Origin of the sequence: Streptomyces ferrugineus, assembly GCF_015160855.1 — a bacterium.
Classification (GTDB): domain Bacteria; phylum Actinomycetota; class Actinomycetes; order Streptomycetales; family Streptomycetaceae; genus Streptomyces; species Streptomyces ferrugineus.
The window spans coordinates 7,977,391-7,993,563 of record NZ_CP063373.1 but is presented as its reverse complement, the minus strand read 5'-3'; the positions used below and the strand labels follow the sequence as shown (position 1 = coordinate 7,993,563).

Sequence of the window (16,173 nt, the reverse complement as noted above, 5' to 3'; positions counted from 1 at the left end):
ACCCGCGCGCAGACCTCTCGCACCCGCGAGGGGTTTTTCGCATTTCTGGCCCACCTGCAGCCGGGAGCGCAGCGCGAGGGACCATGGGAGGACTGTGGAGCCGGTCATTCCGGCAACGACGTATCCACTGGGATCCAACACAGGAGCCTTGACACCATGACCGCAACCAGCGAGCTCGACGATTCGTTCCACGTCTTCGACACCACCCTGCGCGACGGCGCGCAGCGGGAGGGCATCAACCTCACCGTCGCGGACAAGCTCGCCATCGCACGGCACCTGGACGAGTTCGGCGTCGGCTTCATCGAGGGCGGCTGGCCCGGGGCCAACCCGAGGGACACCGAGTTCTTCGCGCGCGCCCGGCAGGAGATCGACTTCAAGAACGCCCAGCTGGTGGCCTTCGGCTCCACGCGCCGCGCGGGCGCCAAGGCATCGGAGGACCCGCAGGTCAAGGCGCTCCTGGACTCCGAAGCGCCCGTCGTCACGCTGGTCGCCAAGTCCCACGACCGCCATGTCGAACTCGCCCTGCGCACCACTCTCGACGAGAACCTGGCCATGATCGAGGACACGGTGTCGTACCTGCGCTCCCAGGGCCGCCGGGTCTTCGTCGACTGCGAGCACTTCTTCGACGGCTACCGCGCCAACCCCGAGTACGCGAAATCGGTCGTCCGCACCGCGTCGGAGGCCGGCGCGGACGTGGTCATCCTCTGCGACACCAACGGCGGCATGCTCCCGGCCCAGGTGCAGGCGGTCGTGTCGACGGTCCTGGCCGACACCGGCGCCCGCCTCGGCATCCATGCCCAGGACGACACGGGCTGCGCGGTCGCCAACACCCTCGCCGCGGTCGACGCGGGCGCGACCCACGTCCAGTGCACGGCCAACGGCTACGGCGAGCGCGTGGGCAACGCCAACCTCTTCCCCGTCGTGGCCGCCCTGGAGCTGAAGTACGCCAAGAAGGTCCTCCCCGAGGGCCGCCTCCGTGAGATGACGAGGATCTCCCACGCCATCGGCGAGGTCGTCAACCTCACCCCCTCCACCCACCAGCCCTACGTCGGCGTCTCCGCCTTCGCCCACAAGGCCGGCCTGCACGCCTCCGCGATCAAGGTCGACCCGGACCTGTACCAGCACATCGACCCCGAGCTGGTCGGCAACACCATGCGGATGCTGGTCTCCGACATGGCCGGCCGCGCCTCCATCGAGCTCAAGGGCAAGGAACTCGGCATCGACCTCGGCGGCGACCGCGAGCTGGTCGGCCGCGTCGTCGAGCGAGTGAAGGAGCGCGAGCTCGAGGGCTACACCTACGAGGCGGCCGACGCGAGCTTCGAACTCCTCCTGCGCGCCGAGGTCGAGGGCAAGCCCCTGAAGTACTTCGAGGTCGAGTCCTGGCGCGCGATCGTCGAGGACCGCCCCGACGGCACCCACGCCAACGAGGCCACGGTCAAGCTCTTCGCCAAGGGCGAGCGCATCGTCGCCACGGCCGAGGGCAACGGCCCGGTCAACGCCCTCGACCGCGCCCTGCGCGTGGCCCTGGAGAAGATCTACCCCCAGCTCGCCAAGCTCGACCTGGTCGACTACAAGGTCCGCATCCTGGAGGGCGTCCACGGCACCCAGTCCACCACCCGCGTCCTGATCTCCACGTCCGACGGCACGGGGGAGTGGTCCACGGTGGGCGTGGCCGACAACGTCATCGCCGCGTCGTGGCAGGCCCTGGAGGACGCGTACGCCTACGGACTGCTGCGGGCCGGGGTGACGCCGGCGGAGTAGGCCGAACGGACCTCGCCGCTGCCTCCTGTCCGTCGTCCACGGCACACTGGAGCCATGGACGACCAGGACACGGATGCCCGGAGCTTCCTGGCCCGAGGACAGGTGGCGACCCGGCTGCCCGCCCAGGATCTGGAGCGGGCACGGCGCTTCTACTCCGAGAAACTCGGTCTGGAGCCCGTCGACGAGCGGCCGGGCGGGCTGCTGTACAGGTGCGGGGACACGGAGTTCGCCGTCTACCGGTCGATGGGCGCCTCCTCCGGCACCTTCACCCAGATGGGCTGGCAGGTCGAGGACGTCGAGGCGGTGGTGGCCGAACTCAGGCGGCGTGGCGTGCGGTTCGAGGAAGTCGACGTACCCGGCTTCCGCACCACGAACGGCATCGCCGACATCGAGGGGCACTATCCCGGCAAGGGCTACCGCGGGGAGCGCGCCGCCTGGTTCCACGACAGCGAGGGCAACCTGCTGGGCATCGGCCAGCCGTACGACTGAGCCGGAAGGCACTGTGGCCCGGCAGCGACAGGACTCCTGGTCGCCCCCTGGCTGCCGATCGACGTCGGGGACGCGGCGACCCTCGAGGCGCGTCTGATCGTCCAGCGTCGCCGAGGCCGACCACCTGCTGCTGACCGGCGGGTACGGGGCGGCGGTGGAGAGGCTGGGCGCGGCGTACCGGGCGGCCTGAGCGGCGGTGGGGCCAGAGGTTGCCGGTCCCGGTGGGATTCGGGCCACCGGGACCGGCGCCTTCGCGCTCTTCATCAGGTAGCGTCGAAGGTATGAGGACTCCGCGATTCCGGGGCCTCATGCGCTCGCTGATCGTGCCGGTCGCCGCGACCGCGGCGGTGCTCATGGCCGGCGCGCCCGGCGCACATGCGGCCACGGACCTTTCCCAGGTCGCCGAGGCGCTGCGGGACGGTCCCGTCTACGTGGACCCCGCCGCCTCGGACCAGCTGTCGTCGGCCGACGCCGAGGCGCTCGCCGACAAGATCGAGGACGCCGACAAGCCGGTCTTCGTCGCCGTCCTCCCATCCGACCAGCCCACCGAGAACCTCCTGCTGAACCTCCGCACGGAGACCGGTGTCACCGGCCTGTACGGCGCCCGCGTCGGCGATCGCTTCGACGCGGCGGCCGACGCGTCGGTGATGTCCCGGCAGGCGGTGGACAACCTGGTCACCTCGGTGCGGAGCGCCAGCGACCCCAAGGCCCAGCTCAACGACTTCGTCGACACGGCACTGCGCAACGTGGACGGCACGGCACCGGCGAGCTGGAGCGAGGGCGGCGACGGCGTGGACGTGAGCGGTCTGATCGCCGTCGGCGCGGTGCTGGCCGCGGGCGGCGCGGGCGCGTACGCGCTGGTGCGGCGCAACCGGCGACGCCACGAGGAGGAGCAGCGGGCGGCGCTGGAGAAGCTGCGGGTCGTCGTCGACGAGGACATCACCGCCTTCGGCGAGGAACTGGACCGACTGGACTTCCACCCGGCGGAACCCGGCGCCGACGACGCGATGCGCTCGGACTACGAGCATGCCCTGGACGCCTACGACCAGGCGAAACGTCTGATGGACTCGGCCACCAAGCCGGAGCACGTCAAGGCGGTCACCCAGGCCCTGGAGGACGGCCGCTTCTCCCTCACCCAGCTCGCCGCCCGCCGGGAGCACCGGCCGCTGCCGGAACGCCGGCCGCCCTGCTTCTTCGACCCCCGGCACGGCCCCTCGCTGACCGACGATACCTGGACGCCCCCCGGCGGCACCCCCCGCGAGGTCCCGGTCTGCGCGGCCGACCGCGCCCGTCTGGCCGAGGGCCGCGACCCCGTGATCCGCGAGGTCGACACCGACCGCGGCCGCCGCCCGTACTGGGAGGCGGGCCCGGCCTACGGCCCCTGGGCCGGCGGCTACTTCGGCGGCGGCCTCCTTCCCGCCCTCCTCGTCGGCACGATGCTGGGCGGCCTGATGGCCACCCCGTCCTACGCGGCCGACTACGGCGCCGGGTACGGCTATGGCGGCGGGGGCTATGAGGGAGGCGACGTCTCCGGGGCCGACTTCGACAGCGGGGACTTCGGCGGCGGGTTCGACGGTGGCGGCTTCGGGGGCGGGGACTTCGGCGGTGGCGGCGGCTTCGACGGCGGGGGCTTCTGACCCCCACGCCGGAGAGCCGGAGAACACGCCACGGGCCCGGCATCCGAGGACACCGGGCCCGCACACAGGCCCAACCGCTCAGGCGCGCCGGTGAGTCACAACGAAGACGCCGCCGAGGCGATCGCCGAGGCGAAGGTGGAGACCTCCGCGTAGACGCCGGGGGCGTTCGGGCGGGCGCAGCCTATGCCCCAGCTCACGATGCCGACCTGGACCCAGGCGTTGCTGGCGTCGCGGCGGAACATCGGGCCGCCGGAGTCGCCCTGACAGGTGTCGACGCCGCCCGAGGGGAGACCGGCGCAGATCTCCTCGTTCGCGACGAGGCCGCCGTAGCCGCTGTAGGAACGGCACTGGGCGTCGCTGACGAACGGCACGTTGGCCTTGAGCATGTAGCGCTGCTGGGCCCCGCCCTCGCGGTTGGCGCCCCAGCCGGCGACGGTGAAGGTGCCGGTGTTGTACTGCGTGGTCGTGGCGATCTTCAGCGTCGGCAGGTTGATCGGCTGGGCGAGCTTGATGAGCGCCCAGTCCTTGCCGTTGCCGTTGTAGCCCGGGGCCCGGTACACGTACGTCGAGCGGACCTGGACCCGGCCGCTGGTGGACTGCAGGTCCACGACGCCGGCGGTGGCCGTGATGCCGGTGTTGGGACCGGTCGAGCCCACGCAGTGCGCGGCGGTGAGCACGATCTGCTGGGTGTAGAGCGCGCCGCCACAGCCCATGGAGAGCCGGACCATGAACGGGAACTCGCCCTGCGCGGCGCGGGTTCCGCCGACGACACGGGAGTCGGCGGCCTGCGCGGCCGAGACGGGCTGAAGGCTGACGATCGCGAGAGCGGCTGCGCCGAGGGCCGCGCATCTCTTGAGCGCGGTGAGGAGCTTCTTCAACGTGATGCCTTCCGTGGGGGGTTGACACTCGGTCGATGGAGCCGTGCGGGGGAGAAATGACGAGAACATGCCAAGCTACTGGATTATGGGAATGCTGCGAGTGTCCGCACAAGAGGCGAAAACCAGCCGTGGCCGAAGGGTCAGTAGCGTCCAGCCTGGTTGATAGTTCAAGGGTTGCGCTGTCATACTCCGCTTCCCCCTCCCTCACCGTCCGCGACCGGAACGTGACTCATTCCCCAGGTGTTCACACCGGCCACGTGTGCGACATAAGGCAGCAAAGAAGGTGCGTTATGTCCCTGTATCCACCGCCGAACGACGGCTACTACCCGCCCCCGCCCCCACCCCCTCCACCAGGACGACCCCCAGGTCCGGAGTCCATACGCGACTCCCCTGAACTTCGTACGCTGCGCAGCGCATACCGCTCCTTCGGCGCGGCGGCGACGCTTGTCTCGACGGGTGGATTCCTCGCGTACGTTCTCCTGTCGAGTTTCGCCGCCGGCATGCTGAACCAGCCGCTGGTCGGGCATCTGACGATCGGGCTGGCTCTGGGCCTCTGTCAGTTCCTCGTCATGGGCGTGACGATCTGGCTCTACGCCCGGCACATGAGCCGACGGGTCGACCCGGTGACCCACCGCCTGCGGGCCCGACTGCACGAGAACGAGGCACAGGCACAGGCACAGGCACAGGCACAGGCGCGGGAGCAGCAGCGCCGTACCCCCGCGGGAAGGCGGTTCGGCACGTGGTGACGCAAGCAGCCGGTCAACTGGTGCAGCACGCGGCGAGCGTCACCGACCGGTCCACTCTGCAGCTGACGCTCATCCTGTTCATCGCCGTCGTCGTCGTCACCCTGTTCACCGTGCTGTTGACGGCCCCGCAGCGGGACGAGATCGGCGAGTTCTACCTCGGCAACCGCGACATGTCTCCGCTGCGCAACGGGCTCGCCATGTGCGGTGACTACCTGTCGGCCGCGACGCTGTTGGGCAGTACCGGAATCGTCGCGCTGACCGGCTACGACGGTCTGCTCTATCTGGGCGGCACGGTGGTCGCCTGGATGATGGCGCTGCTGATGATCGCGGAACCCCTGCGCAACTCCGGCAAGTACACGCTGGGCGACAACCTCGCGCTGCGGCTGCCGCAGGGACAGCGGTCGGTCCGGCTGGCGCTCGCCCTGTGCACCCTGGCCGTGTGCCTTCTGTACCTGGTCGCCCAACTCGTGGGCAGCATCGCCCTGTTGGCGCAGTTCATCGGCGCCCCGAGCGGGACCGTCCGGGCGATGTGCGTGGTGGTGATCGGCACCATCGTCGTGGTGTACGCGGCGATCGGCGGCATGCCGGGTGCCACGGTCATCCAGGTGGTCAAGGCCGTGATGCTGGTCGCCGGGGTGGGAGTCACCGCCGTCATGGTGCTGCACCACTTCAGCTGGAACATCGACAAGCTCCTGTCGTCCGCCGCCGACAACAGCGCCCTGGGCGAGCGCTTCCTCGGCCCCGGCCTGCGATACGGCGAGAGCACCGCCAGCAAGCTGGACTTCTTCAGTCTGCAACTGGCCATCGTGCTGGGGCTCGCCGCCCTGCCGCACATCATGATGCGGCTGCTCGCCCCGCGCACCACGCGTGTCCTGCGCCGCTCGGTGGTGTGGGCCGTGGGGCTGATCGGCTTCGTGTGCCTGATGGCGGGCGTGCTGGGCCTGGGCGCCACGGCGATCGTGGGCCGGGAGGAGATCGCGGGCGTCGACCCCAGGGGCGACGCGGCGGTGCTCCTGCTCGGGTACGAACTCGGCGGCGGCGTACTCGTGGCGCTCCTGTCCAGCCTGGCCTTCATCACGCTGCTCGGCGTGGCCGGCGGACTCACCCTCGCCGCGGCCTCCTCGATCGCCCACGACCTCTACGGCGAAGTGATCCGCAAGGGGAAGGCGACGCAGACGGAAGAGGTCGCCGTGGCCCGGCTCTCCGCGGCCGCCATCGGTGTCATGGGCATGATGCTGGCCCTGCTGTCCTGGGGTACGAGCACCGCGACACTGGCGTTCCTGGCCTTCGCGATCGCGGCGTCCGCCATTCTGCCGACGATCGTCTACAGCCTGTTCTGGCGGGGCTTCACCGCGGGAGGCGCGCTGCTGAGCCTGTACGGCGGTCTGGCCTGCTCGGTGCTCCTCGTGGTGTTCTCCCCGATCGTCTCCTCCGCCCCCACCTCGCTCTCCCCGGATTCCGACTTCGCCTGGTTCCCGCTGCAGAACCCGGGCATCGTGTCGATCCCGGCGGGCTTCCTGCTGGGCTGGCTCGGCTCGGTGCTGAGCAAGCCCCAGGAACCGGAGGTGTTCGAGGAGTTCGAGGTGCGTGCGCTGGTCGGCACGGACAAGCAGTGATCCGTCCGGAGGCTGGTGGCACACCGCTCCCCGGCGGCATGCCACCAGCCCGGCGGCGACGGCCGGCCGACGACGGCTGCCGACTGACCGGGATGGACCCACGACCGCACGCTCGGTCCCGGCGGACCGCGTCCGCGCTCCGAACGGCATCCAGTCGATGCCGCGGTCACGCAGTCAGGCGCGAACGGCGGCCGAGGGCTGTGGCCACCCCCTTCTCCACCTCGTACGAGGCGATCGCGATCCACGTGGAACCGGGTCGGGACATGGCGGTCACACCGACGCTGATGCCCGAGTACGACCCCGGGCCGCGCCCCGGCGACGCCGCGCAGCCGACCAGCCCGCCACCACCAGCGACAGCGCGACCAGCACGGCGCTGACCCACAGGGGCGACCGGTACCCGAGGCCCGCCCCGATGGCCGTACCGCCGAGCCATGGCCCCAGCGCCGCGCCCACGTTGAACGCGGCCGTCGCGAAGCCGCCCGCCAGCGTGGGGGCGCCGGGCGCGGCGTAGAGCGCCCGGGAGATGAGCGTGGACCCGACTCCGAAGGACAGGGCCCCCTGCACGAAGACGAGCCCGAGCGCCACGGCCGGCGTCCCGGCGCCGAGCGCGAAGGCGGCCCATCCGAGGCACAGCGCGATCCCGCCGGCGCCCAGCACCACCCCGGGCCGCCGGTCGGCGAACCGCCCCCTGACCGTGACCCCCACGAAGGACCCGGCCCCGAACAGCGCGAGCACCAAGGGCACCCACCCGCCGCCCAGCCCGGTCACGTGCGTGACGAGGAGCGCGAGATACGTGAAGGTACAGAAGGTCGCCCCGTTCACCAGGGCGCCCAGCAGCAGTGCGAGCCGCAGCCGGGGACCGCGCAGCGACGCCAGTTCACCCCGCAGCGCGGGCCGCGCGGTGTCCCCGACCCCGTCCGGCACGGACTTCGCCACCGCCACCACGGCCGGCACGGACACCAGCGCCACCGCCCAGAACGCGGCACGCCACCCCCACAGTTGACCCAGCGACGCCCCGGCCGGCACTCCCACCACACAGGCGAGCGTGACTCCACCGAGCAGGGTGGAGGTGGCCCGTCCCTTGGCGTCCGGCTCGACCATGTGGACGGCCGTGACGAGGGCGACGGCCAGGAACCCGGCGTTCGCCAGCGCACCGACGACCCGGGTGGCCAGGAGCACCCCGAAGCTGTCGGTCACCGCCCCGACGACGTGGACGCCGAGAAAGACGCCCAGAAACCCGAGCAGCGCACCCCGCCGCGACCACCGCCGGGCGAGCCCGGCCATGAGCGGCGCACCGACGACCATCCCCACGGCGAAGGCGGAGGTGAGCGCACCGGCCGCGGGCACGGAGACCCCCAGATCCCGGGCGATGTCCGGCACCAGCCCGGACAGCATGAACTCGGACGTTCCCTGGGCGAAGACGGCAAGGCCCAGCAGAAGAAGAGCGAACGGCATGAAAGAACTCCGCACCCCGAAGTCGTAGTCGAAAACGGCACGTCGAGACGGCCGTCCGGCAGCGGAGTGGGAGTGAGCCCTGAGATCAGCCCGACATCACGAGCAGCCACCGGAAGGCCGGTGGCCGGAGTCTGGAGGCTTCGGGGCTGGACACGGGGGCAGGTTATGTGGACCCGACGGGGCGGGTCCACATGTTTTCAGCGGGCGGTGCGTCCGACGAAGCTGCTCCAAGTGGCGGGGGCGGTCCCGGCCTCCTTCTCGTCACGGCGCTCGCCGACAAGTGGGGCGTGGGGGACCGGCCACCCGGGAGGATCGTGTGGTGCGCGTTCGGGGTCGCCCGTGGTCGCCGTGGTGGACGATGGCGACGGCCATGAGCCCGACGGCCAGGCCGACGGCGGTCTGAGCGCCGAACGGCTCACCGAACATGACCGCTCCCCAGACCGCGGTGACCGGTGCCATGAGGAACATGAGCGTGTTGACCTTGGTGACTCCCGAGCGCCTCAGGATGAGCCAGTACAGCCCGTACCCGCCGAAGGTGGACAGGACGACGAGCCAGGCGACGGCGGCCCAGAAGGCCGCCTCCGCCGGCGGCTCGGCCGCTCCCGCGCTCACGGCGAACACCGTGAACAGCACGGCGCTGGTGGCGCAGTGCACGGTCAGCGCCACCCCGGGCGGGACCGGTGCCCGGGAGCGGCTCTCCAGGAACGTGGCCGCCACCAGCGCGAGCATGCCGAGGAACGGGACGAGATAGGCCCACGCGGCGACGCCGGTCGCCGCCGTGGCGTCGGCCGTGGTGACGATGACGACGCCGCTCACCCCCAGGCACAGGCCGAGCCACTGCCGGCGTGAGACGTACTGCCGCAGCAGCGGTCCGGCCAGCGCCCCGGCGACGAGGGGCTGGACGCCGTCGATCAGGGCCGTGGTGCTGCTGGAGACGCCGAGCTGGATGGCGTAGTAGGCGGTGAGCAGATAGCCGCTCTGCGACAGCGCGCCGATCATGGTCTGCCGTACGACGTCCCGCGCGGTCAGACCCCGCCATGACGCGCGGCCCACCACGGCGGCAACGACGAGCAGGATCACGGCGAGCGGCAGGAAACGCCACATCAGGACCGTGACCGCGGACGCGCTGCCCGCGCCGAGCTTGGCCCCGATGAATCCGGAGCTCCAGCACAGGACGAAGGCGATCGACAGCAGAGCGTTCACGCCCGACCACCCCAACTAAACAGATCGGTATACCTGGCTCCGACAAGAAATTATACAGATCGGTATACTTGCCTGCCATGAGCACCATGGAGCAGCGGCCGCACCGGGTCACGATGACGCGCGCCGCGCGGCGCGCCCTGGAGGCCGCCGAGCGGCTCTTCTACGAGCGCGGCATTCACGCCGTGGGAGTGGACCTCATCGCGGCGGAGGCGGGGGTGACCAAGAAGACCCTCTACGACCGCTTCGGCTCCAAGGAGCAGATCGTCGTGGAGTATCTGGCCGGCCGCGACGAACGCTGGCGGGCCTTCCTCGCGCGCTACCTCGACGACCACCTCGACCCGGCGCGGGCGACACCGCAGGCCCGTGTCCTGGCCGTGTTCGACGCCTCCCGCGCCTGGTCGGCGGAGTACGGATCCAAGGGATGCAGCATGGTCAACGCGCACGCGGAGATCAGCGACCCCTCCCACCCGGCCTTCCCGATCATCGCCGGGCAGAAGGAGTGGATGCTCGCCCTGTTCACCCGTCTCGCCCGGGACGCCGCCGCGCACGACCCGGACCGCTTGGGCCGGACGCTGATGCTCCTGCACGAGGGAGCGCTCGTCGCCCACGGCCTGAACACCTTCCCGGACCCCATCGCGCACGCCCGCGACCAGGCGGAGGCGCTCCTCCGGATATAGAGGACGACTTATCGAGGACGACTCATAGAGGACGGCTTCTGACCTATTTCGCCCCTACGGTTTGCGTCATGAGCCCGCACCGCGATCCGGAACCCCGAGCCTTCGTCGACGCCCCCGCCCTCGACTCCTGGCTGGCGGAGCACCCCGCCCCGCACCCCGGCCTCTGGGTCAAGGTCGCCAAGCAGGGCTCCGGCATCCCCTCCGTCACCGCCGCCGAGGTCAACGACGTGGCCCTGTGCCACGGCTGGATCACCGGGCAGCGCAAGGGAATCGACGGGTCGTACTACGCACAGCGCATCACCCCGCGCCGTCCCGGCAGCCTCTGGTCGATGGTCAATGTGCGGCGCGTGGCGGAACTGGCCGCCGAGGGTCGTATGCGCCCGGCGGGCTTCGCCGAGGTGGACGCCGCCAAGGCGGACGGGCGCTGGGACGCGGCGTACGAGTCGCAGCGCAAAGCCGACGTCCCGGACGAGCTGACCGCCGCGCTGGAGGAGGACCCCCGCGCCCGGGCGGCCTTCGAGGGGCTCGGCAGGACCGAGCGCTACCAGATCATGCTCGGCCTCCTGCGCGCCCGGACCGCACGCATCCGGCAGGCCCAAGTCGCCGCGATCCTCCGGGAACTGGCGAGGCGCCGGTGAGCGAAGGCCCACCGGCGCCCGTGAGAGGAAACGTCAGGCGTTCTTGATCGCCGAGATGTCGAAGTTCAGCTTGATCTTGTCGGAGATCAGCACGCCGCCCGTCTCCAGCGCCGCGTTCCAGGTCAGGCCCCACTCCGAGCGCAGGATCTCCGCCTTGCCCTCGAAGCCGACGCGCTCGTTGCCGAAGGGGTCCTTCGCGGCGCCGTTGAACTCCAGGTCGATGCTGATCGGCCGGGTGGTGCCGAGGATCGTCAGGTCGCCGCTGATGCGGTAGTCCTCGCCGCCGAGGGCCGCCGCCTCGGTGGAGCGGAACGTCATCGTCGGGAACTCGTCGATCTTGAAGAAGTCCGCGCTCTTGAGATGCCCGTCGCGGTCCGCGGAGCCGGTGTCGATGCTCTCCATCTTGACGTCGATGGACGCGGTGGACGCCGACGGGTCGCTGCCGTCCAGGTGCAGCGAGCCGCTGAAGTCGAGGAACTTGCCCTTGACGTTGGTGACCATGGCGTGGCGGACGGTGAAGCCGATCGTGGAGTGGGCCGTGTCGATCGTGTAGTCACCGGTCAGGGCGGAGAGGTCGGGGTTCACCATGACGTGCTCCTTCGAGAGAATGTTGAACGTTGAACCACATCAACGCGACCGACCTTAGGGCTATTCCGTTCAGGATTCAACATCATCCGCAAAGTGTTGGCGTGACTACTCTGAGGTGGTAGATGCCCAGGGCATGAACCCACACCGGAGAGCCTCCAGGGGACCCATGGGACCGACCCGCCGAGCCGTCTTACTCGCGACGGCGCTCCTGGCCACGGCCGCTCCCGCCGCCCGCGGCGCCGTCGCCGACCCCTACGACACCCTCCGCCGACGCTGGCTCGACATCGCCCTCGGCACCGGCTACGACCCCGCCGCCGAGCCGTACGCCGCCCGCCTCGCCGAGACCGGCACCCTCGCCCGTGGCTACCGGGCGACCATGGCCCCCACCCCCACCTCGCTGTGGCCCGGCCAGCCCTTCGACCCGCCCGCCGGCATCACCCGGAGCTACGGCCGCCTGTGGACCATGACCCGGGCCTACGTCCAGCAGGGCACCGGATCCACCGCCGACCCGGCCCTCCTCGCCGACGTACTGCGCGGCCTCGACCATCTCTCCGCCACCGTCTACAACCCCTCCACCACCCGTTACGGCAACTGGTGGGAGTGGCAGATCGGCAGCCCGCGCCTGCTGACGGACATCGCGGCCGCCCTCCACGACCACCTCACCGACGCCCGGATCGACGCCGCCTGCGCCGCCGTCGACCACTTCGTCCCGGACGCGATGCTCACCGACTACTCCGGCACCTCCACCGGCGCCAACCGCGTCGACCTGTGCCGCAGCGTCGCCCTGCGCGGCATCCTCGGCCGCGCCCCGGCGAAGATCGCCCTCGCCCGCGACGCGCTCTCCCCGGTCTTCCCGTACGTCACCGAGGGCGACGGCCTCTACTCCGACGGCTCCTTCGTGCAGCACACCTGGGTCGCCTACTCCGGCACCTACGGCCAGGTCCTCCTCGACGGCCTCGGCCGCCTCTTCGCCCTGCTCGCCGGATCCGAGTGGGAGGTGACCGACCCGGGCAGGCAGATCGTCCTCGACAGCGTCGAGCGCGCCTACGCTCCCCTCATCCACGACGGACTGGTGATGGACAGCGTCAACGGCCGTGCCATCAGCCGCGGTCTCCTCAAGGGCGACGACCGGCGGGTGATGCGCAGCGACCACTACCACGGGCAGGGGATCATCGCCGCGATCGCTCTGCTGGCGGCCGGCGCGAGCACCGCGGAACGCGAGCGCTGGTACGGCCGTGTCAAGGGATGGATCGAACGGGACGCCGTCACACCGATCCTGACGGCCCCTCAGTTCGGCGTCGCCGACCTGGCACGGCTGCACGCGGTCGCCGGGTCCCCGGTCCCCGCGACCCCCGACCCGACCGGCCACCACCTCTTCGCCGCCATGGACCGGGCCGTCCACCGCCGCCCGCGCTTCGTCGCGAACATCGCGATGGCCAGCGACCGCATCGCGTACTACGAGTGCGGCAACGGCGAGAACCCGCGCGGCTGGCACACCGGCGCCGGAATGCTCTACTGGTGGGCGGACGGCCTCGGCGACCAGTACACCGACTGGTACTGGCCGACCGTCGACTGGTACCGCCTCCCCGGCACGACCGTCTCCACGCTCCACCTCCCCGACAAGGCCGGCGGCGAGTGGGGCGAGCCCAAGCCCGGCGTGCGATGGGTCGGCGGCACCACCGACGGCGAGTACGCGGCGATCGGACAGCACCTGAAGGGGCTGGGCTCGACGCTGCGGGCCCGCAAGTCGTGGTTCTGCGTCGCCGACGCCGTGCTCTGCCTCGGTGCCGGGATCACCTGCACGGACGGCGTCCCCGTCGAGACCGTCGTCGACAACCGCAACCTGGGGGAGCGGGGCACACCGGCCCTCGTACGCGGCCGGGGCTGGGCCCATCTGGAGGGCCACGGCGGCTGGGTGGTGCCGTACGGCGCACTGCGCACCCTGCGCGAGGACCGCACCGGCGCCTGGTCCGACATCAACACCACCAGCACCGCCGAGCGCCGCACGCGCCGCTGGCAGACCCTGTGGCTCGACCACGGCACCGACCCGGAGGACGCGACCTACCTCTATCTGCTCATGCCCGGCGCCCGCCGCGCGGAGGTGGCCGCCCGGGCCGCCGACCGGAGGTGGCTGTCGGTCCTCGCCAACGACGCCGCCCGCCAGGCGGTCCAGGTCCCCTCCCTGGGGCTGACGGCCGCCAACTTCTGGCAGCCGGGCACGGCGGGCCCGCTCACCGCCTCCGCCGGCGCGAGTGTCCTGCTCCGCCGCCGGGGCCGGACCGCTACGCTCTGCGTGAGCGAGCCGCCCCGCACGGGAGAGCCGCTGGAGATCGGCTGGGACCACCCCGTACGGCGGGTCCTGCGGGCGGACGACTCGGTCGAGATCCTCTCGACGGGACGCCGGCTGAGCATCCGTGTCACTCCGGGGATGGTATGCGCGACCCATCGATGTGAGGTGGCTCTCGCCTGACGGCTTTGTGTGACCTCCACAACCCACACGCCCTCTGAGCAGTCGGAAAGGCTGCATGCCGTCATGGTTCTGTTCAGTGGTACCAGGAAATGGGTCCGGAGACTGTACGGAGTCAACGGCTCGCTTTCCAGCGCGTCCTTCGTAAGGTCGCTACATGACCGTTTTGGATGAGGCACCGGGTGAGCCGATCGACGCCCGCGGGCGGACGGCCGAGCTGCACGAGATCCGTGCCCAGGCGCTGGCCGGCCCGAGCGAGAAGGCGACCGCGGCGCAGCACGCCAAGGGCAAGCTGACCGCCCGGGAGCGCATCGAGCTGCTCCTGGACCCGGGTTCCTTCCGGGAGGTCGAGCAACTGCGCCGGCACCGGGCCCAGGGGTTCGGTCTGGAGGCCAAGAAGCCGTACACCGACGGTGTCATCACCGGCTGGGGCACGGTGGAGGGCCGTACGGTCTTCGTCTACGCCCATGACTTCCGCATCTTCGGCGGTGCGCTGGGCGAGGCCCACGCCACGAAGATCCACAAGATCATGGACATGGCCATCGCGGCGGGCGCGCCGCTGGTCTCCCTCAACGACGGCGCCGGCGCCCGGATCCAGGAGGGCGTCTCCGCCCTCGCCGGCTACGGCGGCATCTTCCAGCGCAACACCAAGGCGTCCGGCGTCATCCCGCAGATCAGCGTCATGCTCGGCCCGTGCGCGGGCGGTGCGGCGTACAGCCCGGCGCTGACGGACTTCGTCTTCATGGTCCGCGACACGTCCCAGATGTTCATCACCGGCCCGGACGTGGTCAAGGCGGTGACGGGCGAGGAGATCACCCAGAACGGCCTGGGCGGCGCGGACGTGCACGCCGAGACCTCCGGCGTCTGCCACTTCGCGTACGACGACGAGGAGACGTGCATCGCCGAGGTGCGCTACCTCCTGTCGCTGCTCCCGCAGAACAACCGTGAGAACCCGCCCCGCGCGGAGTCCACGGACGCCCCGGACCGCCGCAGCGACGTGCTCCTCGACCTGGTCCCGGCGGACGGCAACCGGCCGTACGACATGGCCAAGGTCATCGAGGAGATCGTCGACGACGGCGACTACCTGGAGGTCCACGAGCGCTGGGCGCGGAACATCATCTGCGCGCTGGCCCGGCTGGACGGCCAGGTGGTGGGCATCATCGCCAACCAGCCGCAGGTGCTGGCGGGCGTCCTGGACATCGAGGCGTCGGAAAAAGCTGCGCGCTTTGTCCAGATGTGTGACGCTTTTAACATCCCGATCGTCACTTTCCTGGACGTGCCGGGCTTCCTCCCCGGCGTCGACCAGGAACACGGCGGAATCATCCGCCACGGCGCGAAGCTGCTCTACGCCTACTGCAACGCGACCGTGCCGCGGATCTCGCTGATCCTGCGCAAGGCGTACGGAGGTGCGTACATCGTGATGGACAGCCAGTCCATCGGTGCCGACCTCACCTATGCCTGGCCGACGAACGAGATCGCGGTGATGGGCGCGGAAGGCGCGGCCAACGTCATCTTCCGCCGTCAGATCGCCGACGCCGAGGACCCCGACGCCATGCGGGCCCGCATGGTCAAGGAGTACAAGTCCGAGCTCATGCACCCGTACTACGCGGCGGAGCGGGGCCTGGTGGACGACGTGATCGACCCCGCGGAGACCCGCGAAGTCCTCGTCCGTTCCCTGGCGATGCTCCACACCAAGCACGCGGACCTGCCGTCCCGCAAGCACGGCAACCCCCCGCAGTAACCCACCGGTACCGCTGCGGAAACCTCTCTCACGGAGACTGACACCCATGAACCTCCCTGACATCCGCGTCGAGAAGGGCCACGCCGAGCCCGAGGAAGTCGCCGCCATCACGGCGATCCTCCTGGCCCGCGCCGCCGCCCAGCCCTCCGCCACCACCCCGGCCCACCGCGGCCGCGCGAAGGCCGGCTGGCGCCGCCTGGAGCGCGAGCCGGGCTTCCGGGCACCGCACAGCTGGCGCTGACTTCCTGAGTGTGGCCACGGCCCTGTTCTCCCCCAC

General features: G+C 70.9%; 14 protein-coding genes. 10 read left to right on the top strand and 4 right to left on the bottom strand.

Features of this window, described 5'->3' with window-relative positions; translation table 11 throughout:
- Nucleotides 1-156 precede the first annotated feature (156 nt).
- The 3 genes from cimA to IM697_RS35585 all read left to right on the top strand — a co-directional run bounded on the left by cimA (nt 157) and on the right by IM697_RS35585 (nt 3,887).
- Entirely contained in the window at nt 157-1,761 is a 1,605-nt protein-coding gene (cimA, locus tag IM697_RS35595; protein ID WP_194040205.1) for a citramalate synthase, read from the top strand.
- A gap of 54 nt (nt 1,762-1,815) precedes the next feature.
- Nucleotides 1,816-2,250 carry a VOC family protein gene (locus IM697_RS35590; RefSeq protein WP_194040203.1) on the top strand — a complete coding sequence of 145 codons (435 nt, stop codon included), beginning with the start codon at nt 1,816-1,818 and terminating at the stop codon, nt 2,248-2,250.
- 281 nt (nt 2,251-2,531) lie between these two features.
- Nucleotides 2,532-3,887 (top strand): hypothetical protein, encoded by a 1,356-nt coding sequence (locus IM697_RS35585; protein WP_194040201.1) that lies wholly within the window; start codon nt 2,532-2,534, stop codon nt 3,885-3,887.
- Nucleotides 3,888-3,982: 95 nt separating this feature from the next.
- Here the strand turns inward: IM697_RS35585 and IM697_RS35580 are convergent, their stop codons facing one another.
- Nucleotides 3,983-4,765 carry a serine protease gene (locus IM697_RS35580; RefSeq protein WP_194040199.1) on the bottom strand — a complete coding sequence of 261 codons (783 nt, stop codon included), beginning with the start codon at nt 4,763-4,765 and terminating at the stop codon, nt 3,983-3,985.
- A 290-nt stretch (nt 4,766-5,055) separates the two neighbouring features.
- Between IM697_RS35580 and IM697_RS35575 the strand changes: the two genes are divergently transcribed.
- Nucleotides 5,056-5,511: a DUF485 domain-containing protein gene (locus IM697_RS35575; RefSeq protein ID WP_194040196.1), complete on the top strand. Its 456-nt coding sequence runs from the start codon at nt 5,056-5,058 to the stop codon at nt 5,509-5,511.
- 17 nt (nt 5,512-5,528) lie between these two features.
- Nucleotides 5,529-7,127: a solute symporter family protein gene (locus IM697_RS35570; protein WP_194050017.1), complete on the top strand. Its 1,599-nt coding sequence runs from the start codon at nt 5,529-5,531 to the stop codon at nt 7,125-7,127.
- A gap of 270 nt (nt 7,128-7,397) precedes the next feature.
- Here the strand turns inward: IM697_RS35570 and IM697_RS35565 are convergent, their stop codons facing one another.
- Complete coding sequence (locus IM697_RS35565) at nt 7,398-8,582, bottom strand: Cmx/CmrA family chloramphenicol efflux MFS transporter (RefSeq protein WP_194040194.1); 1,185 nt, start codon at nt 8,580-8,582, stop codon at nt 7,398-7,400.
- Nucleotides 8,583-8,843: 261 nt separating this feature from the next.
- Complete coding sequence (locus tag IM697_RS35560) at nt 8,844-9,785, bottom strand: DMT family transporter (RefSeq protein WP_194040191.1); 942 nt, start codon at nt 9,783-9,785, stop codon at nt 8,844-8,846.
- 77 nt (nt 9,786-9,862) lie between these two features.
- Here IM697_RS35560 and IM697_RS35555 point away from each other — a divergent pair, with 77 nt between their 5' ends.
- Nucleotides 9,863-10,462 carry a TetR/AcrR family transcriptional regulator gene (locus IM697_RS35555; RefSeq protein WP_228044304.1) on the top strand — a complete coding sequence of 200 codons (600 nt, stop codon included), beginning with the start codon at nt 9,863-9,865 and terminating at the stop codon, nt 10,460-10,462.
- A gap of 68 nt (nt 10,463-10,530) precedes the next feature.
- Entirely contained in the window at nt 10,531-11,100 is a 570-nt protein-coding gene (locus IM697_RS35550) for a YdeI/OmpD-associated family protein (RefSeq protein WP_194040189.1), read from the top strand.
- 33 nt (nt 11,101-11,133) lie between these two features.
- Here IM697_RS35550 and IM697_RS35545 read toward each other — a convergent pair whose 3' ends face one another.
- Nucleotides 11,134-11,688 carry a YceI family protein gene (locus IM697_RS35545; RefSeq protein WP_194040187.1) on the bottom strand — a complete coding sequence of 185 codons (555 nt, stop codon included), beginning with the start codon at nt 11,686-11,688 and terminating at the stop codon, nt 11,134-11,136.
- Nucleotides 11,689-11,854: 166 nt separating this feature from the next.
- On the opposite strand from IM697_RS35545, the gene IM697_RS35540 reads away from it, so the two are divergent.
- The 3 genes from IM697_RS35540 (at nt 11,855) to IM697_RS35530 (ending at nt 16,137) form a co-directional block, all read left to right on the top strand.
- The gene (locus tag IM697_RS35540) at nt 11,855-14,158 is read left to right on the top strand and encodes a polysaccharide lyase 8 family protein (RefSeq protein ID WP_194040185.1); all 2,304 of its coding nucleotides are present in this window, start codon (nt 11,855-11,857) and stop codon (nt 14,156-14,158) included.
- Nucleotides 14,159-14,312: 154 nt separating this feature from the next.
- Nucleotides 14,313-15,896: an acyl-CoA carboxylase subunit beta gene (locus IM697_RS35535; RefSeq protein WP_194040184.1), complete on the top strand. Its 1,584-nt coding sequence runs from the start codon at nt 14,313-14,315 to the stop codon at nt 15,894-15,896.
- Nucleotides 15,897-15,942: 46 nt separating this feature from the next.
- Nucleotides 15,943-16,137 (top strand): acyl-CoA carboxylase subunit epsilon, encoded by a 195-nt coding sequence (locus IM697_RS35530; protein ID WP_194040182.1) that lies wholly within the window; start codon nt 15,943-15,945, stop codon nt 16,135-16,137.
- The last annotated feature ends 36 nt before the right edge of the window (nt 16,138-16,173 follow it).

Coding starts and splice junctions, on each gene's coding strand:
- IM697_RS35540 (WP_194040185.1), top strand. CDS start 11,855: ATGGGACCGACCCGCCGAGCCGTCTTACTCGCGACGGCGCTCCTGGCC.
- IM697_RS35585 (WP_194040201.1), top strand. CDS start 2,532: ATGAGGACTCCGCGATTCCGGGGCCTCATGCGCTCGCTGATCGTGCCG.
- IM697_RS35575 (WP_194040196.1), top strand. CDS start 5,056: ATGTCCCTGTATCCACCGCCGAACGACGGCTACTACCCGCCCCCGCCC.
- IM697_RS35545 (WP_194040187.1), bottom strand. CDS start 11,688: ATGGTGAACCCCGACCTCTCCGCCCTGACCGGTGACTACACGATCGAC.
- IM697_RS35590 (WP_194040203.1), top strand. CDS start 1,816: ATGGACGACCAGGACACGGATGCCCGGAGCTTCCTGGCCCGAGGACAG.
- cimA (WP_194040205.1), top strand. CDS start 157: ATGACCGCAACCAGCGAGCTCGACGATTCGTTCCACGTCTTCGACACC.
- IM697_RS35530 (WP_194040182.1), top strand. CDS start 15,943: ATGAACCTCCCTGACATCCGCGTCGAGAAGGGCCACGCCGAGCCCGAG.
- IM697_RS35550 (WP_194040189.1), top strand. CDS start 10,531: ATGAGCCCGCACCGCGATCCGGAACCCCGAGCCTTCGTCGACGCCCCC.
- IM697_RS35565 (WP_194040194.1), bottom strand. CDS start 8,582: ATGCCGTTCGCTCTTCTTCTGCTGGGCCTTGCCGTCTTCGCCCAGGGA.
- IM697_RS35535 (WP_194040184.1), top strand. CDS start 14,313: ATGACCGTTTTGGATGAGGCACCGGGTGAGCCGATCGACGCCCGCGGG.
- IM697_RS35555 (WP_228044304.1), top strand. CDS start 9,863: ATGAGCACCATGGAGCAGCGGCCGCACCGGGTCACGATGACGCGCGCC.